Source organism: Variovorax sp. Varisp41 (assembly GCF_047325085.1).
GTDB lineage: Bacteria > Pseudomonadota > Gammaproteobacteria > Burkholderiales > Burkholderiaceae_C > Variovorax.
In genome coordinates this window covers 2018535-2042924 of sequence record NZ_CP168540.1, presented here as the reverse complement: position 1 = coordinate 2042924, position 24390 = coordinate 2018535, and the positions used below count along the sequence as shown (strand labels likewise).

Here is a 24390-nt window from a genome sequence, read left to right as displayed (position 1 = left end):
TGGTGCGAATGGATATGCGGGCACAGCATACGCCGCCCCGGTGGCGCGAGGAGGTCGCCTCGGACCGGCTCAGCGCGTGCGCGCCGGGCGCTTGGGCAGCAGCGGCTCGCTCACGCCGGCCACGCCGACCAGCCCGAGCACCGTCACGAGCGAGTTCTGCGCGCCCTTCCAGCCGTCGGTCACGTCGATCCATTCGCTGAGCGCGTGGAAGCCGCCGGTCTTGCCGCCGCCGCCGATGATGATCGCCGGGATGCCCAGCGCCATCGGCACGTTGGCGTCGGTGCTGGCGCCGGTCAAGAGCGTCTTGTGGCCGAAAGCCGCGTTGGCGCGCGTGGCGGCCTCGACGATCACCGAATCGGGCGGCGTGCGGCCACCCGGCCGGTCGCCGATCAGTTTGGTGCTCACGCTCAGCGTGTTGACGTTCCAGCGCTTGTTCTCCTCGGCCACTGCTTCGTCGAGGGTGGCGAGGATCTTCTTCTCGGCCTCGAGCAGCGAGCCCATGTCGTCCGAGCGGATGTCGATCGCCATGCGGGCATCGGGCGCGATGGTGTTGACCGAGGTGCCGCCGCCGACCGTGCCTACCGTGAAGGTGGTCTTGGGGAAGCTCGGCGTGCGTACCTCGGCGATCTTGGCGATGGCGCGGCCCATGCCGTGGATCGCGCTCGGCACCTGGCCGAAGGCGCCGTAGCTGTGGCCGCCCGGGCCCTTGAAGCTGACCTCGTAGCGGTGGCTGCCGGTGCCGAGGATCAGCACCGTGCCGTCGGCCGCCGGCTCGAGGCCGACCATGCCGTCGATGTCGAGGTGGTCGCGGAAGATCGCCTTCATGCCGCGCAGGTTGCCGAGTTCCTCCTCGCCGACATTGCCGACGAACAGCAGGTCGCCCTGCGTCTGCACCTTGTTGTCGTTGAGCACCTTGAGCCAGGACAGCAGCACCGACAGGCCGCGCGTGTCGTCGGAGATGCCCGGGGCGTAGAGCTTGCCGTCGCGTTCCTTGACCTTCACGTCGGTGCCGGCCGGGAACACGGTGTCTAGATGCGCCGAGACCAGCAGCTTCGGGCCGTGGCCCGTGCCCTTGCGCAGGCCGACCACGTTGCCTTCGGCGTCGATCTTCGCGTCCGCCAGGCCCAGCGCCTTCATGCGTGCGAGGAAGGCCTCGGCGCGCTTCTGTTCCTTGAAGGGCGGCGCCTCGATCTCGGTCAGCAGCTTCAGGTCCTCGACCGAGCGCTCGTGGTCGGCCTTCACCGCCTCGAGCAGCTTCTGGACCGCGGGCGCTGCCATCAGCTGCGTGTAGGCCTTGTCGACCTCGGGCCGCACCTGCGGCGGGTTGGCGATGGCGCTGCCCTGGGCGAGGGCCGCGCCGGCGGCGCAGAGCAGGGCGAGGGCGATGGGGGCGAGGCGAAACGAGGAGCGGGGCATGCGGGAGATCCGGGCGGTGGAGGTCTGGGTTGAAAGAAAAACCGTCGCGCCATGGATTCGCCGCGACGGGCCGCCGGCGATTCTTATCGGGGGATGAGCATCGCGCTCGGGTTTAATCTTCGTTGCTGTCAGTTTTTCTAACGATGACGATGAAACGCCACATCCCGAGCACGCGCGCGCTGCTGGTCTTCGACGCGGTCGCGCGCCACCACGGCGTGAGCCGCGCCGCCGAGGAGCTGTGCCTCACGCACAGCGCCGTGAGCCAGCAGCTGCGGCTGCTCGAGACCCAGATCGGCGTGCGGCTGGTGCAGCGTTCGGCGCGCGGCACCACGCTGACCGAGGCCGGCCGCCGCTACCACGGCCAGATCGCGGGCGACCTGCTGCGGCTGCAGGACCACACGCTCGAGGCCATGGCCCGGCGCACCGACGGCCTGCGGCTGATCGTGGGCGCGGTGCCGGTGCTGGCCGAGGGCTGGCTGCTGCCGCGGCTGCCGGGCTTCACCGCGCGCCAGCCGGGCTGCAGCCTGCACCTGCAGGTGTTCCCGACGCTGCTCTACATGGAGGACATGCCCTTCGACGTCGGCGTGCAGTACGACGACGCCGTGTGGCCGGGCGCCGAGGCGCGGCCGCTGATGCCCGAGGCCTGCGTGGCGGTCTGCGCGCCCGGCGCGGCCGGCCGGGACCGGATGGCGCGCGGCGATTTCCGCGACGCGCGCCTGCTTCATCTGCGCACGCGGCTCGGCGCCTGGGAGGAGTGGTTCGCGCAGGCGCCGGTTGCGACGCAGGCGCCCGACAACCTCGTCGCCGGCCATCGCTTCGACCTGTTCTCCATGCTGCTCGAGGCGGTGCGCGCCGACCTCGGCGTGGGCCTGGTGCCGCGCTATTTCGTGGAGCGTGCGCTGCGTTCGGGCGAACTGGCGCTGGCCTGCGCGCACGAGGCGCCCTCGCGCCGCGGCTACAGCGTGTTCGTGCCGCCGAACCGGGCGGCCGATCCGCTGGTGACGGCCTTCGTCGAATGGATCTGCGAGCTGCCCACCGCCTGAGTGGGGCAGGGCCTCAGGCGCGGCGGAACAGCAGCACGGAGTTGGTGCCGCCGAAGGCGAAGGAATTGCTGATCGCCGCCTCGAGCGCGGGCGCCTCGGCGTCGCCGGGCGCCACCAGGTTCAGCGCGCAGTCGGGATCGATTTGGCCGCCGTTCACGTTGGGCGGCAGCCGGCGTTCGCGCAGCGCGAGGATGGTGATGACCGCCTCGAGCGCGCCGGCGCCGCCGAGCAGGTGGCCGTGCAGCGCTTTGGTCGAGCTGGTGCGCAGGCCGTCGAGATCGTCGCCCCAGACCGCGGCCAGCGCATTGCGTTCCACCACGTCGCCGATGCGGGTGGCGGTGCCGTGCGCGTTGCAGTAGCCCACGTCGCGCGGCGCCAGATCCGCCTGGCGCAGGGCCGAGCGCAATGCGCGCGCCTGGCCGGGCGCGTCGGGCTTGGTGAGATGGGTGGCGTCGCTGCTCAGGCCCCAGCCGGCGACCAGCGCATGGATGCGCGCGCCGCGCCGGCGCGCGCGCTCGGCCGACTCGAGCACCACGAAGGCCGCGCCCTCGCCGAGCGCGAAGCCGCTGCGGTCGGCCGCGAAGGGCCTGACCGCCTGCGCCGCCTCGCCGCTCTGGAAGCCGGCCAGCGTCATCATGGCCTGCCAGGCCAGCACCACGCCGGGCACGATCAGCGCTTCGCTGCCGCCCGCGATGGCGAGATCGACCTCGCCGCGCTGGATCGCCTTGGCGGCCTCGGCGATCGCCACCGACGACGAGGCGCAGGCCACCGAGTAGGTGAGCACCGGGCCCTGCACGCCCTGGCGCATCGACACGTGGGCCGCCGGCGCATTGGGCATGAAGGCCGGAATGGTCAGCGGCGACACGCGACCGTTGCCGCGGTAGGCGGCCTCGAGCGCGGCCGCGCCGCCCATGCCGCAGCCGCCATAGACGCCCACGCGCTCGGCGTCGAGGCCGCTGTCGGCGAGGGCGGGAATGCCGGCATCGCGCATCGCGAGGTCGGCGGCAGCCACCGCAAGCTGGCTCACGCGGTCGACGCCCGCGAGCTGCAGCTTGGTGAACCAGCGGCTCTCGTCGAAGGCGACGGTGGCGGCGGCGGCCGGCTTGGGGAGTTCGGGGAACACCGGCGCGATGGCCGAGCGGCCCTGCAGCAGGGCCTCGAACAGGGTGTCGGGATGGTCGCCGTGCGGGGCGACGACGCCCAGCCCGGTGACGGCGACCTCCGAGGGCGTGTTCACGCTGGCTTGGCGGCGCGGACCTTGTCGACCAGCACGGCCAGTTCGGCCAGCGTGTCGATGTTGGCGTCCTCGTCGGGCATGGTGATGCCGAAGTGGTCTTCGATGGCGAACAGGAATTCGGCCAGCGCCAGCGAATCGAGCCCGCCTTTCTCCCGCATGGAGGCATGGGGGTCGAGCGTCGACGGTTCGATGCCGTACTTCTCTTGGATCAGGTCCTGCAATTCCTTCAGCGAACTCATCGTGCGATGCCTGTGGTCTCTCTTGCCAGCCGCTGATCGATTGCAATCGATCCCTTCCTCGCTCGGCGTATGTCTAGGGTCGGTGAGCGCCAATGATATCCGCTCCCACCGCAGGGACATGCCGGCCGTAAGGGGGAGTCAGCGTGCTCGATAACCCGGACGCCAGCGCAGCGAGGGCAGCGCGAAGGCCAGTCCGAGCAACGCGCCGGCCAGCGCGTCGAGCGCCACGTGCTGCTTGACCGCCAGCGTCGACCACGCGATGGCCGCGAACCAGAGCCAGTTCAAGAGCCGCGGCCACAGCGGCGTGCGGGCTTCGCGCAGCACGTGCTCGAGCCGCACCGCGGTGAAGATCGCCACCGCCACGTGCATCGAGGGGCAGGCATTGCCGGCGGCGTCCACGCCTTGCAGCATCTCGAAGCCCGCATAGCCCGAAACGTCGATGGCCAGAGGAGGTATCTGCGTCGGCCACAGGTAGAACAGGCCCAGCCCCGTGAGGCACAGCCCGCCGACCCAGAAGCCGTAGACCAGCAGCTCGCGGAAGTTCGGCTGCAGCCCGGGCGCCACGCCCACGTAGAGCCACAGCGACAGGTAGGCGCCCAGGAAGTGGGGCTGGAACGGGATCAGCGCGTCGAGCGCAGTCAGCGGCATCACCGTGACCGGGAAGGCCGGGTTGCGCAGCAGGTGGAAGTAGCCGATGAAGAACAGCCAGGTGAAGACCGTGGTGCCGACCGCCTTCAGCAGGAACAGGCAGCGCACGCGGCGCCCGATCTCGGCGCCCCAGGTGGGCGTGGCCGGCGCGGCGGGCAGGGGCAGGGGGAGCGGTCGGTTCATGGCGGGGTGGCGGCCGATCTTGCCAGAGCCCCGTGACCGCCCCCGAAAAGCACCTCAGGCGTGGGCGGACGAGGGACCGCGCTTGCGGTGCTGGAACGAGGTCGGCGAGCGCCCGGTGGCGGCCTTGAACATGGCACAGAAGGCGCTGTCGGTGGCGTAGCCGCTGGCGGCCGCCACCTGGCTCACGGCCATGCCGCGCGCCAGCAGCGGCAGCGCGTGCGCCATCACCGCCTGCTGACGCCACTGCTGCCAGCTCATGCCGAGCTGGTCGCGGAACATGCGCGCCACCGTGCGCTCGCTCGCGCCGATGCTGGCGGCGCGCTCGGCCAGGGTGGCGCGGTCGGCCGGGTTGCGCAGCAGCGCCTCGCAGAGCTGGCGCAGCCGCTTGTCGGCGGGCAGCGGCACGTCGATGCGGATCTGCGTGGCGCGCTCGAGTTCGTCGACCAGGAGCGGCGCGATCATGCGTTCGCGCTGCGGCGCATGCGCGTCGGTGGGCGGCAGGCCGTCGGGCGTGGTGTCCAGCGCCAGCATCAGCGCGCGCAGCAGCGGGCTGATCTCGAGCACCTCGCATTTCTCCCAGGCCGGGCCCAGCCAGGCATGCAGGTAGATGGTGCGCAGCTCCGCGTCCTCGATCAGCATGATGCTGTGCGGCATGTCGGCCGGCACCCAGACCGCGCGCGAGGGCGGCACGATGTAGCTGCCGTCCTGGGTGTTGAGGCGGATCACGCCGCGGGTGGAGAAGGTCAGCTGCGGCCACGGATGCTGGTGCAGCTCGACGAAGGTGTCGGCGCTCAGGAAGTGCTCCTTGGCGCGCAGCGGCCGCACCGCGTCGGGCGCGTACAGGTGCGGCGTGAGCGAGGCCACGCTGGTGACCGGCGCGGGCACCGGGGCCGCGCGCGGCTTGTCGGGGCGCGGAACGCCGTCCGCGGGAGTGGGGAGCTCGCTTGGCATAGTTTCGACAAATGTTGTCGCGGTATCGCCATTCTGCCGCCGAGCCCGGACATAGCATCGGGGCTTGCCCCGGTTTTTTGTAGCAATCCATGTCTTCCTCCGCCTCGACCCCTCCCAACGCCACCTCCCCGACCACCCTGCGCAGCGACGCCCAACTGATCGGCCTGGTCGGGCTGGCGCATGCGATCAGCCACTTCAGCCAGCTGATCCTGGCGCCGCTGTTCCCGTGGCTCAAGGACGCTTTCGGCGTGAGCTACACCGAGCTGGGCGCGGTGCTGACGGTGTTCTTCGTGGTCTCGTGCATCGTGCAGGCGGCCTCGGGCTTCATCGTCGACAAGCTGGGCCCGCGGCCGGTGCTGTTCGTGGGCCTGGGCGCGCTGGGGCTGGCGGCCTTCGGCTACGCGGCGGCGCAGAGCTACTGGATGCTGCTGCTGTGCGCCGTGGTCGGCGGCATCGGCAACGGCGTGTTCCACCCGGTCGACTACACGCTGTTCAACCGCAAGGTCGCGCCCACGCGCCTGGGCCATGCCTACAGCGTGCACGGCATCACCGGCAGCCTGGGCTGGGCGCTGGCGCCGGCCTTCGTGGTGCCGATCGCCATCGCCACCTCGTGGCGCGTGGCGCTGGCCTCGGCCGGCGCGCTCGCGATCGTGGTGCTGCTGGTGCTGTGGGCCTACCGCCGCGTGCTCGACCTCGACGTGAAGGCGGTGCACAAGGCCACCGGCCAGGGCGAGGCCGCGGTGGGCGGGCAGTTCGACTTCCTGCGCATCCCGGCGGTGTGGATGTGCTTCGGTTTCTTCTTCTTCTATGCGGCCGTGATCAGCGTGGTCCAGACCTTCGCGCCGGTCGCGGCCGGCCACCTGCACGCGGTGCCGGTCGGTATCGTGGCGGTGTGCCTCACGGTCTACATGGTGGCGAGCTCGGCCGGCATGGTGGCGGGCGGCTTCCTGGCCTCCGATCCCTCGCGCTGCGAGCGCATCGTGGGCCTGGGCTTCGGCATCGCCGCCGCGCTGGCGCTGGTGCTGGCCTTCGCCGACTTCCCGCCGCTGGTGGTGCCGGTGCTGTTCGGCGCCATGGGTTTCGTCTCGGGCGTGGCCGGTCCCTCGCGCGACCTGCTGGTCAAGCGCTCGACGCCGCCCAATGCCACCGGCCGCGTCTACGGCGTGGTCTACGCCGGCCTCGACATCGGGCAGGCCGTGGCGCCGCTGATCTTCGGCCGCCTCATGGACCATGGCCAGTACGTGGCCGTGATCGTGGGCCTGGCGCTCGTGCAGGGCGTGCTGATCGCGAGCGCCTTCAACGTGACGCGCGTGCGCCGCACGGCACTGGTGCCGGCCTCGGCCTGATCCCTGCAGCGCCGCGCGGCCGCCGATATCATCGGCCGCCATGCAGGCCCTGTATCTCTATGTGATCGTCGGCGCGGTGCTGGCGGGATTCGTGCAGGGCCTGTCCGGCTTTGCGTTCAGCATGGTGTCGATGTCGGTCTGGGCCTGGACGCTCGACCCGCAGCTCGCGGCCATCCTCGCGCTGTTCGGCGGCATGACCGGGCAGCTGATCACCGCCTTCAGCGTACGCCGCCGCTTCGACCGCCAGCTGCTCTGGCCCTTCGTCGCCGGCGGCCTCGCGGGCATTCCCTTCGGCGTCTGGCTGCTGCCGCACCTGGACGTCGAGCTGTTCAAGGTCTGCCTCGGCGCGGTGCTGGTGCTGTGGTGCCCCGCGATGCTGATGTCACAGCGGCTGCCGCGCGTGCGCTTCGGCGGCCGGGTGGCCGACGGCGTGGCCGGTGCCATCGGCGGCGCGATGGCCGGCATCGGCGGCTTCTCGGGCGTGGTGCCCACGCTGTGGTGCACCCTGCGCGGCTTCGAGCGCGACACCCAGCGCGCGGTGATCCAGAACTTCAACCTCACGATGCTGGTGGTGGCCTTCTCGCTGCACGTGGCGCGCGGCGGCGTCGCCATATCGACCATCCCGCTGCTGGGCCTGGTCGCGGTGGCCGTGTTCGTGCCGGTGCGGCTCGGCGCGCGGCTGTACATCGGCATCAGCGAGGCCACCTTCCGCAAGATCGTGCTGGGCCTGCTGACGGCCTCGGGCGTGGCGATGCTGGCCTCGGCGCTGCCGGTGCTGCTGCGGCGCTGAAGAAGAGAGAGGAAAAGTCGCGGAACCTTCGCGCGAGGCCCGCCTCCAAAACGGCCCGGGGCCTTTCGCGGCCCTTCGTTTTTTCCGGAGCGTCCCCCCGAAATGCGCCTTTGAGCCTTCCTTGATCGCCGCGATGCATGACCACCGTGCATCGCCTTGCCAACGATTCATCGGAGGGCCGGCATGGCTCATCGCACGCACGCACCGCGCCCGGGTTCAGGGCCGGACGCTTCCTTTTCTCTTTCTTCCACCGCCGGCTTCGAGCTGCGCCACGCCAGCCTCGCGCTGCCGGGCGGGCATCTGTTGTTCGACGATCTCTGCGCGACCTTCCAGCCCGGGCGCATCGGGCTGGTCGGGCGCAATGGCGCCGGCAAGTCGATGCTGCTCGACCTGCTCGCGGGCCGGCGCGAACCCACGGCAGGCGCGATCGTGCGGCCCTCGCGCCGCGTGCACGTGGCGCAGAACGCCGGCGCCGCGCCGGATGCGGACCTGGCCGCGCTCGCGGGCCTCGCGCGTCCCTTCGCCGCGCTCGCGCGCATCGAGGCCGGTCATGCCACGCCCGCCGATTTCGATGACGCCGAAGGCTGCTGGGACCTGCCCGCGCGCTTCGCGGCCGCGCTCGCCGACGCGGGCCTGCCCTGCGCCATCGACCGCCGCGCCGACAGCCTGAGCGGCGGCGAGCGCACCCGCGTCGCGCTGGCCGGCGCCTTCCTCTCGGGCGCCGATGCGCTGCTGCTCGACGAGCCCAGCAACCATCTCGATGCCGATGCACGGCGCTGGCTGCGCGAGCGGCTCGCGGCCTGGCGCGGCGTGGTGGTGGTCGCGAGCCACGACCGCGAACTGCTCGAGGGCATGGACCGCATCGTCGAGATCACGCCGGCCGGCGACCTGCGCGGCTGCAGCGGCGGCTGGCAGGCCTACAGCGACTGGCGCGAGCGCGAGGTCGATGCCGCGCAGGCCCGGCTTGCGCACGCGCGCCACGAGCGCGACGCCGCCTTGCGCGAACTGCGCCGGCAGCACGACGCGCAGCAGCGGCGCAGCGCACGCGGCGCGGCCTGGGCGCGCGATGCCAATCTAGGCGGGCTCTACCTGGGCCGCCTCAAGGGCAATGCCGAGGCCCACGCGGGACGCGAGCACGAGCGGCAGCGCGAGAGTCGCGCGGCGCTCGATGCCGCCGTGCGCGAGGCAGCGGCCGGCGTGGCGCCTGCGTCCGCGGTCGCACTCGCGCTGCCGGGCTCGGTGGTTCCCGCCGGGCGCCGCGTCCTGTGGCTCGAGGGCGCGGTGCCCGCACGGCCGGCCGGCGCGAAACCGCTGGACCTGTGCCTGCATGGCCCCGTGCGCATCGGCATCGGCGGCCCCAATGGCTGCGGCAAGACCAGCCTGCTGCGCATGCTCGCGGGACAGCAGGCGCCGATCGCCGGGCGTTGCGAAGCACCGCTGCGCTCGGCATGGCTCGATCAGGACGGCGGCGCCGCGATGCCGCTCGATAGGTCATTGCTGCGGCAGCTCGATGCGCTGTATTCGCCGCTGCCAGAAGGCGAGTTGCGCACCCGGCTCGCGCTGCTGGGGCTCGGTGCGGCCGAAGTGCTGCGGCCGCTCGCGCAACTGAGCGGCGGCGAACGGCTCAAGGCCGCGCTGGCCTGCGCGCTGTGGAGCGGCGAGCCGGCCGAGATGCTGCTGCTCGACGAGCCCACGAACCACCTCGACATCGCCTCGGTGCTCGCGCTCGAGCAGGCGCTGCAAAGCTTCCCGGGCGTGCTCGTCGTGGCCTCGCACGATGCGCGCTTTCTCGACGCGCTCGCGCTGACCCATCGGCTGGCGTCCCGCGACAACGGCTGGACACTGCGCGAATCGGACAGCCCTTAGGCGGCAGGCAGGATCTCGCGCACCCGCTCCCAGGGCCGGCACATCAGCGTGCCGCGCGGCGACACCACGATCGGGCGCTGCAGCAGGATCGGATGCTCGACGATGAAGCCGAGGATCTGGTCGTCGCTCCACTTCGGGTCTTCGAGCTTCAGCGCGGCGTACGGTTCTTCCTTGGTGCGCAGCAGCTCGCGCGCCTTCAGGCCCATCGCGTCGGCGAGCTCGCGCAGCTTCTTCTTCGACGGCGGCGTCTTCAGGTATTCGACGATCTCGGGCTCCACGCCGCTTTCGCGGATCAACGACAGCACGTTGCGCGAGGTGCTGCAGTTGGGCTTGTGGTAGATCGTCATCGGGTAGTCGGTGGTGGCTTCTTTGCGGGTCATGACGCGATTATCGGAAGCCGCGGCCCGACGCGCGTCACTCGCCGCGTTCCCAGCCCGGCGTGAACGGAAAGCGCTCGGCCCAGAACGCGGCCAGCCGCGGCTCGGCGTCGACGCGCTTCACCACCTCGGCCATGCGCGGCGCCTCGCGGTAGAAGCGCTCGCGGCAGGGCGTCCAGCGCGACATCACGGCCACGTAGAGGTCGAGCATGCCGATGCGCTCGCCGAGCAGGTAGGGCGAGGGCGCGGCGATCTGCGTGTCCATCAGGCGCCAGCAATGGGCCACGCGCTCGGCTGAGCGCTCGAGCATCGCGGGCTGCGCCGCCTTGTCGGGCACCAGGCGCGCGGGATCGTCGCGCACCCAGAACATCGAATAGATGGCGGCCGGCAGATAGACCATCCAGCGCAGGTACTGCGCGCGCAGCGCATCGCCGGGCGCGGGGCAGAGGCCGGCCTCGGGATGGCGGTCGCCGAGCCAGAGCAGGATCGCCGCGCTCTCGGTCATCAGCTCGCCCGAAGGCAGCACCAGCGCCGGCACCTGGCGCATCGGGTTGAGGCCGGCGATGCGGTCGCGCTCGGCATCGCCTTCCCAGGTCGCGATGTCGACCGTGTCGACCTGCTCGCCGAGGCCGATCAGCGTGAGCGCCGCATGCACGGGCGTCGCGCCCGAGCCGGGCGCGCCGTAGAGCGTGTAGCGACCGGGCGCGGCGGAAGGTGGGGTGGTGGGGGATGACGGGGAAGCCATCCACCCAGACTAGCGCGCCCGCGTTCAGGCCGCCAGCAGCGTTTCGACCTCTTGCAGACCTTTCAGCGTCTTGACGCAGGCCTCGGCCACCTCGGTGCCCTTGACCGCGAAATGGCGGTGGAAGTACTTGCGGTGCTCCACGTGCTCGTGGAAGTGATGCGGCGTGAGCACGGCCGAGAAGATCGGCACATTGGTCTCGAGCTGCAGCGACATCAGCGTGCTGACCACCGTGCTGGCCACGAACTCGTGGCGGTAGATGCCGCCGTCCACCACCAGCGCGCAGGCCACGATGCCGGCGTAGCGGCCCGACAGCGCGAGCCGCTTGGCATGCAGCGGGATCTCGAAGGCACCGGGCACGTCGAAGACGTCGATGCGATCGCGCGGCACGCCCAGGCGCTCCATCTCCTCGAGGAAGGCGTCGCGTGCCTGGTGGACGATGTCGGAATGCCACTGCGCCTCGACGAAGGCGATGCGCTGGCCGCGCGGTGCGTCCGTCGCGGCGATGGCGGAAAGGGGAAGGTCGTTGATCTGACTCATGGTGTGCCTCTTCGAAAGCAGGTTTCCTGAATCAGGGCGCACGAAACCACGGAGCAGACCGCACGCTCCATGGCAGAAGCGCGCGGGCCGGCCCGCATTTCGCGCTCTCTTTCATCCGGACTGTGACCGTCGGCCCCGGGATCGCACCGGGTCTGCTGACCCCGCGGCTCGTTGCAAGCCACGGGCGCTCGCGGGCTCATGCAGTACCTTCCTTCGAAGAACACCGCCATCACCGCCGGTGGGGAATTGCACCCCGCCCTGAGAACGCTTGCCCCGGCTCGCACCGGGGCGAGGGCGATTCTAGGCAGGCGCCGCGCCCGGCCCTGTCGCGCACGGGCCAAGACCCCAGGCCGCCGGGGGTGGCCCGCGGCCGGCTCAGCGCGCCGCGAGGAACTCGGCCATGCGCCCGAGCTCGTCGTCGAGCGCCGCGCGGAAGGCCGCGCCGTGCGGCTTGCGGCCCTCGACGTAGCCGAAGGCGGGCTGGGGCCGTCCCTCGGGCGCGCTCACGTTGGCCCAGCCGATCACGCGGTCGTGCCACAGCAGCGGCAACGCGTAGTAGCCGAACTGGCGCTGCGGCGCGGGCGTGTAGGCCTCGAACTTGTAGGTCCAGCCCCAGAGCAGCTCGAAGCGGCGGCGGTCCCACACCACGGGGTCGAAGGGCGCGAGCAGGCGCACCGCGTCGTCGGGCGCATGGCGGCGCGAGGCCGGGTTCTCGTCGGCCGGCCAGTACCAGGTGGTGCCGTCGATGCGCAGGCTCGCGAGCTCCTCGCGCGCGAGGCGCAGCGCGGCCTGCGTCTGGGCCGCCAGGTGCGGCGCGCCGTAGCCGAGCAGCCGCACCAGGTAGGTCAGGCTGCCGGCCGGCAGCGGCGCGTACTTGCGCACGATCAGTTCGATCAGCGCGGCCGCGCGGCGCGCGCGGCCGGCCGGGCTCTCGTCGGCCGGCGCATGCTCGACCGCCTCGTAGATGCGCGTGCCGCTGTCGCGCCGCACGACGCGCAGCAGACCGCGGTAGTGCATGCCGTCGAGCAGGTGCGTCGACGCGTTGCCCGAGCCGCCCCAGTAGTTGCGCATGCGGCCGTGCGCGAAGTGCTGCTCGACCTCGCGCGGATGCACGCGCCCGCGCTCGCGCACGAAGGCCAGCACCTCAGCCGCCTTGCGCCGCGTCTCGGCGTCCCAGGGCTTGGCGGCCTCGCGCGGATGCATCAGCGCCAGGTGCTCGCGCGGCAGGAAGCCGTAGTTGACCAGGCAGTCTTCCTCGATCGCGAGCCGCGTGTAGCGCCGCTCGAGGTCGCCCGCGCGGTAGTCGTTGACGCGGTGGCGCAGCGTCAGGTCCTGGGCGCGCGCCGGGGCGCGGATCGGATCGGCCTGCACGAAGCCGAGCTTCCTGATCGCGCCGGGGAGCGTGGTGGGCTTGAACAGGGTGCGCGCCACGGCGTAGCGGCGCAGGTCGTCGAGGCTGGGGGCGGGCATGGGCGCATTGCAGCACAGGCCGCCATGGCCTGCTTGCCCCCGCGCCGGGGTCAGACCGCGCTGCGATGCCGCTCGATGCAGACGTCGAGCGTCTCGGCCCCCGGCCGCTGCCACCAGTCGAGGTTCGAGAAGATCTCGACCTCGCTGAAGCCCGCGAAGCCGGCTTCTTCGACCCAGCCGCGGATCTTCTTGAGCTCGACCACGCCGTCGCCCATCATCCCGCGGTCGGACAGCAGGTCGCGCGTGGGCGTGAGCCAGTCGCAGACGTGGTAGGCCAGCAGGCGCTCGCGGCCCGCGCGCGCGATCTGCTGCTGCAGCTTCGGGTCCCACCACACGTGGTAGATGTCGAGCGCCACGCCGAGCATGCCGCTCCTGCCGGCATCGAGCTCGTCGCAGAGGTCGAGCGCGTGCTCCAGCGTGTTGATGCAGGCGCGGTCGGCCGCCTGCATGGGGTGCAGGGGCTCGATGGCCAGCGGCATGCCGACCTCGCGCGCGTACTCGAGCGAGGCCGCGATGCCGTCGCGCACTTCGCCACGTGCGCGGGCGATGTCACGGTAGGCCGCCTTGCCGTCGAGCGCGCCGGGCAGCGCGCCGACCACCAGCACGAGGCAGGGCGCATCGAGCGTCTTCGCCTCGTCGATGGCGCGGCGGTTGTCGTCGAGCGCGGCCTTCAGGCCCGCGGCATCGGGTGCCGGGAAGAAGCCGCCGCGGCAGTAGCCCGAGAGGCCGATGCCGTGCGCCTTCAACTGCCGCGCGATCTTGTCGATGCCGACGGCCGCGACCTGGTCGCGCCAGGGGCTGATGGCGCGGATGCCGCGCTCGGCGCACTGGTCGACGATGCGGTCGAGCGGCACTTCGGCGCCCGACTGCTTGCGCACCGTGGCGGTGTTGATCGAGAGCCAGTCGTGGTTCTGCGAGAAGTCGCGCATGGACGGGCTCACTCCACGCCGTGCAGCGACAGCAGCGTCTTCATGCGCCGCACCGCGAGCTCGGGCTGCTCGAACAGGTGGGCCGCGTCGGCCAGCCGGAACAGCTCGGCGAAGTGCTGCAGCGAGCGCGTGCTCTGCTGGCCGCCGACCATGGTGAAGTGCTTCTGGTGGCCGTTGAGCCAGGCCATGAACACCACGCCGGTCTTGTAGAAGCGCGTGGGCGCGGCAAAGATGTGGCGCGACAGCGGCACGGTGGGGCCGAGGATCTCGTGGAAGCGCTCGACGCGGCCCGCGGCCAGTTCGCCGAGGGCGGCGCTGGCGGCCGGCGCGATGGCGTCGAAGATGCCCAGCAGCGCATCGCTCTTGCCGTGCGTGGGGTGGCTGCCGTGGCCGTCGCCCGCGATCAGCTCGGCGTAGTTGAAGTCGTCGCCGGTGTACATGCGCACGCCCTGGCCGTCGGGGCCGCCGGTGGCCGGCAGGCGGCGGCGCATCGCGATCTCCTTGTCCTTGTCGAGCAGCGAGATCTTGATGCCGTCGACCTTGTCGGGATGGGCCGCGATCACGCCGAGCGCGGTTTCCATCGCGGCATCGACGTCGGTCGTGCCCCAGTAGCCGGCCAGCGCGGGGTCGAACATCTCGCCGAGCCAGTGCAGCACCACGGGCTGCTTCGCCTGGCTCAGGATGCGGTCGTACACGCGCTCGTAGTCGGCCGGGCCCTTCGCCACGCGCACCAGCGCGCGGCTGCACATCACGATCAGCTTGCCGCCGAGCTTCTCGATGGCGGCCATCTGTTCCTCGTAGCCGCGGATCACGTCGTCCACGCTCTTCACCGCATCGAGGTCGAGGTGGTCGGTGCCGCAGCCCGAGGCCACGAGTGCGCCGGGAATGTCGCTGGCGGCATCGATCGAGCGGCGGATCAGCTCGAGCGAAGTCGGCCAGTCCAGGCCCATGCCGCGCTGCGCGGTGTCCATGGCCTCGGCCACGCCCAGCCCGAGCGCGTAGAGGTGGCGCCGGTAGGCGAGGGTGGCGTCCCAGTCGACCGCGCATTGCAGCCAGGGATCGATGGCGGCCAGCGGGTCGGCCACGACGTGCGCGGCCGAGTAGGCGATGCGGTCGAAGCGCACGCCCGCGGGCGGCTTCGGCGGCGTGCTGCCGCGCAGCGCGTAGTCGGCGAGCGCGCCGCCGGCGGTGGGGAGCTTGAGCGAGAGGGCCATGCGGTCGAGTCTCCGGGTCTCAGACCTTCAGCGCGGGCACGTCGACCCAGCGGCGGTCCTGCCACGATTCGAGCGCGGCCTCGACCAGCTGCACGCCCTTGGCGCCTTCGGGCAGGGTCCACTTGTAGGGCGCGTCCTCCACCACGTGGCGGATGAAGTGCTCCCACTGGATCTTGAAGCCGTTGTCGTAGACCTGCGAGTCCGGGATCTCCTGCCACTGGTCGAAGAAGTTCATGGTCTGCTTCTCGTCGGGGTTCCACACCGGGCGCGGCGTGGCCACGCGCGACTGGGCGCGGCAGCTCGACAGGCCGGCCACGGCCGAGCCGTCGGTGCCGTCGACGTGGAAGGTCACGAGGTCGTCGCGGCGCACGCGCGTGACCCAGCTCATGTTGATCTGCGCGATCACCGGCTCGCCGTTGTGGCCGGTGAGTTCGCAGGTGGCGTAGGCGGCGTCGTCGGCCGTGGCTTCGTAGGGCTGGCCGGCCTCGTCCCAGCGCTTCGGGATGTGGGTGGTGCCCAGGCAGCTCACCGACTTCACCTCGCCGAACAGGTTGTCGAGCACATAGCGCCAGTGGCACATCATGTCGAGGATCATCCCGCCGCCGTCTTCCTTGCGGTAGTTCCAGCTCGGGCGCTGGATCGGCTGCAGGTCGCCCTCGAACACCCAGTAGCCGAACTCCAGGCGCACGCTGAGCATGCGGCCGAAGAAGCCGGCGCGGCGCAGCATGTCGAGCTTGCGCAGGCCGGGCAGGAACAGCTTGTCCTGCACCGCGCCGTGCTTGAGGCCGTGCTTCTCCTTGGCCTCCTCGGCCAGGCGCGCGATCTCCACCGCCTCGTTGAGGTTGGTGGCGATGGGCTTCTCGCAGTAGACGTGCTTGCCGGCGCGGATCGCCTTGGCCAGCAGAGTGGGGCGCATCTGCGTGGTGCCGGCGTCGAAGAAGACGGTGTCGTCCTTGTTCTCGAGCGCCTTGTCGAGGTCGGTGCCCCAGCGCTGGATGCCGTGGGCCTTGGCCAGCGCTTCGATCTTCTCGGCGTTGCGGCCGATCAGGATCGGGTCGGGCATCACCTTGTCGCCGTTCGACAGCGTCACGCCGCCCTGGGCGCGAATGGCGCAGATCGAGCGGATCAGGTGCTGGTTCATGCCCATGCGGCCTGTGACGCCGTGCATGATGATTCCTAGACGTTGGGTGGGCATGTTCTTTCCTTGAGTGAGAGAGGGGACGGAGAAGCGCTGCTTCAGTAGACGGAACGCATGGCGTCCCACGAGATGCCCGCGCCGGGCTGGCCGGTGGCGAAGCCGGGCGCGGAAGCGAGCGAGGACAGGGCGAGCTGTCCGCCGCGGATCGCGAGGCGCACCGCGCCATCGCTGGATTCGTAGAGGTCGGGGTGGGCGCGCAGCAGCGCCTGCTGCTCGGCCACGGGCACGGCCGCGAGGCCGTTGACGTAGTGGTGGCCGTTGCGCTCGACGTGCGAGAGGCCGAGCCAGCTCACCAGCGCCAGGTCCTGCTGCACGCCGAGGCCGGCCTGCATGGTCAGGTCCTCGCCCGAGAGGAAGTGGCGCGTGCCGTCGTCGGCCGCGTTCCAGCGCGCGCAGCGCGCCGCGTTGACGACCGACTTGTAGAAGCCCTTGCAGCTCTTGCTCGACACGCCGGTGTAGCCGAGTTCGCGCGCCCGCACGAAGGCATCGAGCGTGGCGTCGGATTCGTCGATGAGCAGCGGGATGCGCCGGCCGAGCGCGCGCACGTCGCGCTCGAGCGCGGCGTCGCGCCGGATCGGCTGCTCGACGAACACCGTCTTCTTCGCGAGCGCCCACAGCGCGGGCGTGGACAGCAGGCGGTCGAGGAAGGCGCCGAAGGCATCGGCGTCGGCGTACTGCTCGTTGCCGTCGAGCGTGACCAGCTGCGCATGGCCGTCGATGGCGCGCGCGATGCGCTCGAGCCGGTCGATGTCGCGCGCGGTGTCGCCGCAGAGCTTGAGCTTGAAATGCGTGAGGCCGTAGCGGCGCACGGCGGCCACGAGCGTGGTGGGCAGGCCGTCGTCGGGTGCGTCGGGCAGGGCATCGCCGTCGTCGATCGCGTCGGCCAGGCCCACGGTGTGGCGCGCGGCGATGCGGTCCGAGGGGCGCTGCCGAGCGAGGAAGCCGGGCATGTCGAAGCCGGCGAGGTCGTCGGCCAGGCCGCTGCCCGCGATGTCGATGCCGCCGAGGTTGGCGCTCATCGCGGCGGCGAAGCCGGTGCCGGCGTGCAGGCACAGCGCATCGAAGATCGCGCGGTCGACCAGGGCCGGCCCATAGCCCGCCACCAGCGGCTGCAGACCCTTGGCGCGGGCGCGCGCCATCAGCGCGGCGTAGTTGGCGGCGAAATGGGTCCACGCGGTCTGGGCATCGGCCTCGCCGGTGTAGGCCTCGCGCGCGTCGCGCAGCGCGAAGCGCAACTGCTCGAAGTTCTGTTCGTTGGTGAGCGCCGGGTTCTTGTCGAACCACTTGGGCACCATCATCTCGGCCGCGCAGCCGCTGGCCGTGCGGCCGTCCTCGAAGCGGATGCGCGCGCGCACGTAGACCTGCGGGCAGGCGGTGACGGTGGCGGCGCCGAAGCGGAACGGCAGCCGCAGCGCGACGTCGCGCTCGGCGAAGCGGATCTCCTCGACGTGGAAACGGGGCGCGTCCATGGCTTGGCTCTCAGTGGTCCAGGATGCCCTGCGAGAAGAAATGCGCGCGCACCAGCTTCGTGTAGTGGCCGAACTCGCTCGAGGCCATCATGTCGAGCGTGCGGGCGCGCGGCAGCTCGATGTCGTAGACGGCCGCGATCGAGCCGGGGCGCTCGCTCATCACGATCACGCGGTCCGACAGGAAGATGGCCTCGGGGATGCTGTGGGTGATCAGCATCACGGTCTTCTTCGAGGCCATCCAGATGCGCTGCAGTTCGAGGTTCATCTTCTCGCGCGTCATCGCGTCGAGCGCGCCGAAGGGCTCGTCCATCAGCAGCACCGACGGGTCGTGCAGCAGCGCGCGGCAGATCGAGGCGCGCTGCTGCATGCCGCCCGAGAGCTGCCAGGGGTACTTCTTCTCGAAACCCGTGAGGCCAGCCATCTGCATCAGCTCGCGCGCCTTGGTGCGTGCGGCCTCGAGCGGCAGGTGGCGCATCTCGGCCTGCAGCAGGATGTTGTCCTCCACGCTGCGCCAGGGCAGCAGCACCGCGCTCTGGAACACGATGCCCACGTCCTTCTGCGGCCCCTGGATCGGCTTGCCCGCCAGCGTGAGGCTGCCGCCGCTGATCGGCAGCAGGCCCGCCACCATCTTGAGCAGGGTGCTCTTGCCGCAGCCCGAGGGGCCGACGACCGAGACGAACTCGCCCTCGCGGATCGCGAAGTCGAGCGGCTTCAGCGATTCGACCGGGCCGTCCTTGCTCTGGTAGGTTTTCGAGACGCCGCGCGCTTCGATCAGGTTGACTTGGGACATGGGTGCGTGAGGGAGGTCGGGATGCGGGCGCGCGGGCGAAGGGAGATCAGTTCGGCAGGAAATCGAGCGTCACGTAGTCCTCGGGCTTGCCGCGCGTCGAGGCGTCCATGCCGCCGTACTGCACCAGCAGGTCCAGCGAGTCGTTGACGTTCTTCATCGCCACGCGGAAGGGGCGCTGGTTCGCCGTGTCCTTGGTGTGATAGAGCGCCACGCTCTGCTTCATGCCCACGATCAGCGTGTCGCGCACGCCGGCCTTGGGGTTGGCCTTGAGCATCGCGTCGACCGCGGCTTCGGGGCTCTTCTCGGCGGCTTCGGCGGCCTTGGTCGAGGCGCGCATGAAGCGCTTCACCAGGTCGGGGTTCTCGGTCAGCAGGTTCTTGTTGGCGATGATCCCCGAGCTGATCTGATTCACGCCCGAGTCGGCGAAGCGGATCGGCGACACCGGCTTGCCGGTGGCGTCCTGCAGCTTGATGGCCTGGTCCATCACGTAGCCCAGCAGCATGTCGGCCTGGCCGTTGATCACCGCATTGAGCTTGGTCTGGCCGTCGCCCGAGACGATCTTCACCTGGTCGGCCTTGATGTCGTTGACCTTGAGGAACAGCGGCCACATCTGCGACATCGAGTCGCCCGGCGTCACGGCCACGGTCTTGCCGATGATGTCCTTCGGCGTCTTGATGTTCTTCTCGCTGAAGCCCATGACCGACATCGGGCTGACCTGGAACAGCACGCCGGTGGACTTCAGCGGTGCGCCCTTGGCGGCGGCCTTGATCATGGTCGTGACGTCGATGTAGCCGAAGGTCGCCGACTTGGCGGCCACCGCCTGCGCGGTGACGGCGGAGCCGCGGCCTTCCTGGATGTCGAGGTCGATGCCTTCCTCGGCGTAGAAGCCCTTTTCCTTGCCGAGGAAGAAGGGCGCGTGCTCGCTGTAGAGGTACCAGTTGAGCATCAGCGTGACCTTGTCCTTGGGCTTGTCGCCCTGCGCATGCGCGGGGGCGATGGCGAAGGTGGCGAGCGCGGCGGCGGCGAGCAGCGAGGGAAGCAGTTTCTTCATGTCTTGTCTCCGGGAGAGTTGTTGGCTTGGGGCGAAGGAACCAGGAAGGGGGAACTCAGTTGGCGTGGCGCTGCGAGGCGTGCCAGGGAATCATCACGCGCTCGACCAGGTCGACCGCCACGAACAGGACCACGCCGATGCTCGAGAGCACGACCAGCGCGGCGAACATCAGCGGCAGGTCGAAGTTGCCGTTGGCCACCTGCAGCACGTAGCCGATGCCCGAGTTGGAGCCGACGAACTCGCCGACCACCGCGCCGACCACGGCCAGCGTGACCGAGACCTTGAGGCCGCTGAAGATTTGCGGCAGCGCCTGCGGCAGGCTGATCTTGAAAAAGGTCTGCAGACGGCTCGCGCCCATCGAGCGCGCGAGGTCGAGCATGTCGGGCTCGACCGACTTGAAGCCCATCACGGTGGAGACCACCACCGGGAAGAAGCCCAGCAGGAAGGCCGAGATCACCTTGGGGAAGATGCCGAAGCCGAACCACACCACGAACAGCGGCGCGATCGCGACCTTGGGAATGCTCTGCGAGAACACCAGCAGCGGATAGACGTAGGACTCGACCAGCCGCGAGTAGGCGATGACCATCGCGATCGGAATGCCGATCACGATCGTGAGGCCGAAGCCGCCGAGCGTGGCGAGCGTGGTCTTCCAGCTCTCGGCCAGCAGGCGCGGCCATTCGTTGACCAGCTGCTTGACCACCTCCCAGGGCGGCGGGATCAGGTAGGCCGGGATCTTGAACAGGCGGATCGCGAGGTCCCACAGCACCAGCAGCAGCAGGATCAGCAGGAAGGGGCGCAGCGCCGGGGAGAGCAGGAGTTTGCGGATCATGGAGAGCGCGCCGGTGGCGGCGCGGGGCGTTCGGTCGGAAGTCGGTGGGCTGCGGGAGAGACGGGTGCTGGCGGAAGAGGCGTTACTGCTGGACCGCGAGGCCGGCGGCCTTCACGAGCTCGGCGTTGCTCGCGATCTCCTGCTTGATGTAGGCATCGAACTGCGCGGGCTTGAGCGTCCAGGCATCGGCGCCGAGCTTGAGGAAGCGCTCCTTCACCTCGGGCGTGGCGAGGGCCTTCGCCACCTCGTCGTGCAGGCGGTCGACCACGGCGCGCGGCGTCTTCGCGGGCGCCATCATCCCGATCCAGAAGTTGAATTCGGAGCCGGGCACGCCGGCCTCGGCGGTGGTGGGCACGTCGGGCAGGGCGGCCGCGCGCTTGGGCGAACCCACGGCGAGCGCCAGCAGCTGGCCTTCCTTGATCTGGCCGATGACCGGCGCGATCGGCGAGAAGTAGTAGTCGACGCGGCCCGAGAGCACCTCGGTGACGGCCTCTCCCGATCCCTTGAACGGGATGTTGGTCGCGTCGATCTTGGCGGCCATCTTGAACTTCTCGGCGTTCAGGTGCGTGGCGCTGCCCTGGCCGGCCGAGGCGAAGTTCATGCTGCCGGGCTTGGCGCGTGCGGCAGCCAGCAGCTGGGGCAGCGTCTTGATGTTCTTCGAGGGCGCGATCACCAGCGCGTTGGGCAGCGAGGAGATCGGCGTGACGCCCGCGAAGTCGTTCACCGTGTCGAAGGGCAGCTTGGCGAAGGTGGAGGGGCTGACCGTGTGCGACGACGAATGGATCATCACCGTGTAGCCGTCGGCCGCCGCGGTGGCCACCGCCTGCTGGCCGATGGTGCCGCTGGCGCCGCCGCGGTTCTCGATCACCAGCGGCTGGCCCATGCTCGCGCCCATCTTGTCGGCGATGGCGCGCGCAATGATGTCGGTGGTGCTGCCGGCGGCGAAGGGCACGATCACGCGGATCGGCTTGCTGGGGTAGGCGACTTCGGCGCCGGCGAGGGCGGGGAGCAGGGCGCCCAGGCCGACGATCGCGGCCAGCGTGGCGGTGCGTGCGAGTTGCTTCATGGGTCTTTGTCTCCGCGCGGCGGGGCCGCTGGTGTCGTTGCGAGCTCAATTCACCAATAAGTGAATTACCGATTCTAGGAACGCGGGCGCGGCAGCGTCAACGGGTGGACCCTGGTGGATACCCGTAGATCTGGAAAGCGATGGGGGCCGTCTCGCGCGGCGATGGCGCGCGGCCCTGCCGCCGAGACGGGGGGGGCGGCAGGAAGCGGCGGAAGTGCGGGTCAGTGCAGCACGTAGCCGAGCACGAGGTCGGTCATGTGCGAGAGGCGCTGCGCCATCGCCTTGGGCGCGCGCAGGTCACGGCCGAAGATGGCCGAGAGCGTGTGGTTGTTCGAGAGGTAGAAGTAGCACAGCGAGGCGATCGAGATGTAGAGCTGCACCGGATCGACGCCCGCGCGGAACAGGTTGTCGCGCCGGCCGCGCTCGAGCACCGTGTCGAGCAGCTGCACCAGCGGCGAGTTCATCTCCTGGATGCGTTCCGAGCGCTTGAGGTGCGAGGCCTGGTGCAGGTTCTCGCTGTTGAGCAGGGTGATGAACTCGGGATGCTCGAGGTAGTAGTGCCAGGTGAAGGACACCAGCTGGCGGATCGCCTCGACCGGATCGATCTCGTCGAGGTGCAGCCGCTGCTCGGCTTCGCGGATGTCGGCGTAGGTGCGCTCGAGCACCGCGAGGAACAGGTCGTCCTTGCTGCCGAAGTAGTAGTAGATGAGCCGCTTGTTGAGGCCCGCGCGCTCGGCGATGCTGTCCATGCGCGCACCCGCGAGGCCGCGCGCCGAGAACTCGTCGCGCGCCGAGGCGAGGATCGCGAGTTGCGAACGGTCGGCATCGCGCGAGCGGGGTTCCAGCGTGTCGGGGGCGGTGGCCTTCATGGCGCGAATTTAACCATTTGGGGAATTAAAACAAGGGAGGCGGGGCGGGCGCACATAATCGCCGCGGACAAAGTGTTGGAGTTCTACTGCTCATGAGTACATCACAACCCGCAGGCCACCTGATCGTCGAGTGCCTGCTCGAACAGGGCATGGAGATCGCGTTCGGCGTGCCCGGCGAGAGCTTCCTCGCGGTGCTCGACGGCTTCCATGCCTACGGCGATCGCGCGCGCTTCATCGTCAACCGGCAGGAGGGCGGCGCGGCCTTCATGGCCGAGGCGCACGGCAAGCTCACGGGCCGCCCCGGCATCTGCTTCGTGACGCGCGGCCCGGGTGCTACCAATGCCTCCATCGGCGTGCACAACGCCTTCCAGGATTCCACGCCGATGGTGCTGTTCGTCGGCGACGTGGGCAGCGACTTCCGCGACCGCGAGGCCTTCCAGGAGGTCGACTACGGCAGCTTCTTCGGACCCAGCACCAAGGGCTTCGCCAAGCGCGTGGAGCGCATCGACGATGCCAACCGCATCCCCGAGTACATCGCGCGCGCCTTCTCGACCGCGATGAACGGCCGCCCCGGCCCGGTGGTGCTGGTGCTGCCCGAGGACATGCTGCGCAGCGAGACCGCGGCGCGGCCGCTGCCGCGGGTGGAGGCGGTCGAGCCCTGGAGCGACCCGGGCGCGCTGCGCACCCTGCGCGAACTGCTGCTGAAGTCGCGCCAGCCGCTGGTGATCGCGGGCGGCGGCGGCTGGACCGCGCAGGCCGCGCAGGCGCTGCAGCGCTTCGCCGAGAACTGGCGCCTGCCGGTGGCCAATGCCTTCCGGTTCCAGGACACCTTCGACAACCACCATCCGCTCTATGCGGGCGACATCGGCATCGCGATCAATCCGAAGCTGGCACAGCGCGTGAAGGACGCCGACCTGATCCTCGCCATGGGCCCGCGCCTGGGCGAGATGACGACCGGGGGCTATACGCTGCTCGAAGCGCCGAAGGCGAAGCAGACGCTGGTCCACATCCATGCGAGCGCCGAGGAGCTCAACCGCGTCTACCAGGCCGACCTCGCGATCAACGCCGGCATGAGCGCCGCGGCGCGCAGCCTCGAGGTGCTGAGCGCGCCGCCCACGCTGCCCTGGGAGGACTGGGCGCTGCAGGCGCATGCCGACTACCAGGCCTGGCTCGAGCCGCAGCCGCTGGCCGGCATGCCCGCGGAAACGCCGCGCGGCGCGGTCGACATGGCGGCGGTGGTGGCGACGCTGCAGAAGCATCTGCCGGCCGATGCCACGATCACCAACGGCGCGGGCAACTTCGCGAGCTGGGTGCACCGCTACTTCCGCTACCACGGCCTCGCCAAGGGCCACAAGACGCAGCTGGCGCCCACCAGCGGCGCCATGGGCTATGGCGTGCCGGCCGGCATCGCCACCAGCCTCGCGACCGGCCGGGTGGCCTTCACGATCGCGGGCGACGGCGATTTCCTGATGACGGGCCAGGAGCTGGCCACGGCCGCGCAGCATGGCGGCAAGAGCATCGTCGTGCTGCTGAACAACGGCATGTTCGGCACCATCCGCATGCACCAGGAGCGCGAGTACCCCGAGCGCACCAGCGGCACCGCGCTGCGCAATCCCGACTTCTGCGGGCTGGCGCGCGCCTACGGCTACGCGGCCGAGCGCGTGACCGAGACCGCGCAGTTCGAGGCCGCGCTGCTGCGCGCGCTGGCGGCCGATACGGGCACGCTGATCGAGATTCCGCTCGACCCCGAGGTCATCACCACGCGCGGCACGCTGTCGTCGATCAGGCGCGCGGCGCAGCAGCAGGCGCGGGGCTGAGCGCGGCGCGATGCCTCGCGACCTCCGTGCGCAGGGCTGCGGAGCGCAGTTCGAACACCTCGAACAGGCCGAGCGCCTCGAGCGCGGGGATCAGCGCGACGAGGTCCTCGCGCGCGGCCTGGCGCTGCGCCTCGCCGGCCTGGGTGTCCTCGAGCACGCGCACGTTGGCGAGGAAGGCACCGACCGAGCCCTTGCGCACGGGCTGGCCGTTGAGGACGGCGAAATTCTGGTCATCGGGCAGGACATCCTGGGCTTTCATGGCGGCTCCTTGAAGAAGAGAGGGAAGGGTGGATCGAAGGCTTCGATGCTA

24 protein-coding genes and 1 riboswitch are annotated in these 24390 nt (G+C 70.5%); of the genes, 5 read left to right on the top strand and 19 right to left on the bottom strand.

The window, feature by feature from the left end:
- Positions 1-69: 69 nt before the first annotated feature.
- Entirely contained in the window at positions 70-1416 is a 1347-nt protein-coding gene (locus ACEN9J_RS09645) for a M20/M25/M40 family metallo-hydrolase (protein ID WP_413763934.1), read from the bottom strand.
- Between the two features lie 149 nt (positions 1417-1565).
- Between ACEN9J_RS09645 and ACEN9J_RS09640 the strand changes: the two genes are divergently transcribed.
- Positions 1566-2459 (top strand): LysR substrate-binding domain-containing protein, encoded by an 894-nt coding sequence (locus ACEN9J_RS09640; RefSeq protein WP_413763933.1) that lies wholly within the window; start codon positions 1566-1568, stop codon positions 2457-2459.
- Between the two features lie 13 nt (positions 2460-2472).
- Here ACEN9J_RS09640 and ACEN9J_RS09635 read toward each other — a convergent pair whose 3' ends face one another.
- The 4 genes from ACEN9J_RS09635 to ACEN9J_RS09620 all read right to left on the bottom strand — a co-directional run bounded on the left by ACEN9J_RS09635 (position 2473) and on the right by ACEN9J_RS09620 (position 5717).
- On the bottom strand, positions 2473-3696 hold the full coding sequence (locus ACEN9J_RS09635) for a beta-ketoacyl-[acyl-carrier-protein] synthase family protein (RefSeq protein ID WP_413763932.1): 1224 nt from the start codon (positions 3694-3696) through the stop codon (positions 2473-2475).
- Positions 3693-3935, bottom strand: coding sequence for an acyl carrier protein (locus tag ACEN9J_RS09630; protein WP_057597863.1), 243 nt, complete (start codon positions 3933-3935; stop codon positions 3693-3695). Before ACEN9J_RS09630 ends, ACEN9J_RS09635 begins: the two co-directional genes overlap by 4 nt.
- Before the next feature lie 138 nt (positions 3936-4073).
- The gene (locus tag ACEN9J_RS09625; protein ID WP_057598302.1) at positions 4074-4766 is read right to left on the bottom strand and encodes a phosphatase PAP2 family protein; all 693 of its coding nucleotides are present in this window, start codon (positions 4764-4766) and stop codon (positions 4074-4076) included.
- A 54-nt stretch (positions 4767-4820) separates the two neighbouring features.
- Complete coding sequence (locus ACEN9J_RS09620; RefSeq protein ID WP_057596140.1) at positions 4821-5717, bottom strand: AraC family transcriptional regulator; 897 nt, start codon at positions 5715-5717, stop codon at positions 4821-4823.
- Positions 5718-5806: 89 nt separating this feature from the next.
- On the opposite strand from ACEN9J_RS09620, the gene ACEN9J_RS09615 reads away from it, so the two are divergent.
- The 3 genes from ACEN9J_RS09615 (at position 5807) to ACEN9J_RS09605 (ending at position 9719) form a co-directional block, all read left to right on the top strand.
- Positions 5807-7063: an MFS transporter gene (locus tag ACEN9J_RS09615; protein WP_261215800.1), complete on the top strand. Its 1257-nt coding sequence runs from the start codon at positions 5807-5809 to the stop codon at positions 7061-7063.
- A gap of 40 nt (positions 7064-7103) precedes the next feature.
- Positions 7104-7853: a sulfite exporter TauE/SafE family protein gene (locus ACEN9J_RS09610; protein WP_057596137.1), complete on the top strand. Its 750-nt coding sequence runs from the start codon at positions 7104-7106 to the stop codon at positions 7851-7853.
- A 183-nt stretch (positions 7854-8036) separates the two neighbouring features.
- The gene (locus tag ACEN9J_RS09605; protein ID WP_413763931.1) at positions 8037-9719 is read left to right on the top strand and encodes an ATP-binding cassette domain-containing protein; all 1683 of its coding nucleotides are present in this window, start codon (positions 8037-8039) and stop codon (positions 9717-9719) included.
- Here ACEN9J_RS09605 and arsC read toward each other — a convergent pair.
- The 13 genes from arsC to ACEN9J_RS09540 form a co-directional block, all read right to left on the bottom strand.
- Complete coding sequence (arsC, locus tag ACEN9J_RS09600; RefSeq protein ID WP_413763930.1) at positions 9716-10099, bottom strand: arsenate reductase (glutaredoxin); 384 nt, start codon at positions 10097-10099, stop codon at positions 9716-9718. The genes ACEN9J_RS09605 and arsC overlap by 4 nt on opposite strands.
- Before the next feature lie 34 nt (positions 10100-10133).
- On the bottom strand, positions 10134-10841 hold the full coding sequence (locus ACEN9J_RS09595) for a glutathione S-transferase family protein (protein WP_413763929.1): 708 nt from the start codon (positions 10839-10841) through the stop codon (positions 10134-10136).
- A gap of 24 nt (positions 10842-10865) precedes the next feature.
- Positions 10866-11378, bottom strand: a complete 513-nt coding sequence (locus ACEN9J_RS09590; protein WP_057596132.1) for a 6,7-dimethyl-8-ribityllumazine synthase — start codon at positions 11376-11378, stop codon at positions 10866-10868.
- Between the two features lie 99 nt (positions 11379-11477).
- Positions 11478-11648, bottom strand: a riboswitch (FMN riboswitch).
- A 105-nt stretch (positions 11649-11753) separates the two neighbouring features.
- The gene (locus ACEN9J_RS09585; RefSeq protein WP_413763928.1) at positions 11754-12848 is read right to left on the bottom strand and encodes a DNA glycosylase AlkZ-like family protein; all 1095 of its coding nucleotides are present in this window, start codon (positions 12846-12848) and stop codon (positions 11754-11756) included.
- Between the two features lie 50 nt (positions 12849-12898).
- Positions 12899-13777 carry a sugar phosphate isomerase/epimerase family protein gene (locus ACEN9J_RS09580; protein WP_413763927.1) on the bottom strand — a complete coding sequence of 293 codons (879 nt, stop codon included), beginning with the start codon at positions 13775-13777 and terminating at the stop codon, positions 12899-12901.
- Positions 13778-13785: 8 nt separating this feature from the next.
- Positions 13786-14991, bottom strand: a complete 1206-nt coding sequence (locus ACEN9J_RS09575; RefSeq protein WP_057596127.1) for a dihydrodipicolinate synthase family protein — start codon at positions 14989-14991, stop codon at positions 13786-13788.
- 19 nt (positions 14992-15010) lie between these two features.
- Complete coding sequence (locus tag ACEN9J_RS09570; protein ID WP_057596126.1) at positions 15011-16186, bottom strand: Gfo/Idh/MocA family protein; 1176 nt, start codon at positions 16184-16186, stop codon at positions 15011-15013.
- A gap of 41 nt (positions 16187-16227) precedes the next feature.
- The gene (locus ACEN9J_RS09565; protein WP_413763926.1) at positions 16228-17658 is read right to left on the bottom strand and encodes an enolase C-terminal domain-like protein; all 1431 of its coding nucleotides are present in this window, start codon (positions 17656-17658) and stop codon (positions 16228-16230) included.
- A 10-nt stretch (positions 17659-17668) separates the two neighbouring features.
- Positions 17669-18448: an ABC transporter ATP-binding protein gene (locus ACEN9J_RS09560; protein ID WP_261215819.1), complete on the bottom strand. Its 780-nt coding sequence runs from the start codon at positions 18446-18448 to the stop codon at positions 17669-17671.
- Between the two features lie 46 nt (positions 18449-18494).
- Complete coding sequence (locus ACEN9J_RS09555; protein WP_057596121.1) at positions 18495-19499, bottom strand: ABC transporter substrate-binding protein; 1005 nt, start codon at positions 19497-19499, stop codon at positions 18495-18497.
- Between the two features lie 55 nt (positions 19500-19554).
- Positions 19555-20328: an ABC transporter permease gene (locus ACEN9J_RS09550; protein ID WP_057596119.1), complete on the bottom strand. Its 774-nt coding sequence runs from the start codon at positions 20326-20328 to the stop codon at positions 19555-19557.
- A gap of 82 nt (positions 20329-20410) precedes the next feature.
- Positions 20411-21394, bottom strand: a complete 984-nt coding sequence (locus ACEN9J_RS09545) for a tripartite tricarboxylate transporter substrate binding protein (protein WP_057596118.1) — start codon at positions 21392-21394, stop codon at positions 20411-20413.
- Positions 21395-21615: 221 nt separating this feature from the next.
- Complete coding sequence (locus ACEN9J_RS09540; RefSeq protein ID WP_281077614.1) at positions 21616-22263, bottom strand: TetR/AcrR family transcriptional regulator; 648 nt, start codon at positions 22261-22263, stop codon at positions 21616-21618.
- Positions 22264-22355: 92 nt separating this feature from the next.
- On the opposite strand from ACEN9J_RS09540, the gene ACEN9J_RS09535 reads away from it, so the two are divergent.
- Complete coding sequence (locus ACEN9J_RS09535) at positions 22356-24080, top strand: thiamine pyrophosphate-binding protein (RefSeq protein WP_413763925.1); 1725 nt, start codon at positions 22356-22358, stop codon at positions 24078-24080.
- Here the strand turns inward: ACEN9J_RS09535 and ACEN9J_RS09530 are convergent.
- Complete coding sequence (locus ACEN9J_RS09530) at positions 24046-24339, bottom strand: hypothetical protein (protein ID WP_261215825.1); 294 nt, start codon at positions 24337-24339, stop codon at positions 24046-24048. The genes ACEN9J_RS09535 and ACEN9J_RS09530 overlap by 35 nt on opposite strands.
- Positions 24340-24390: the final 51 nt, after the last annotated feature.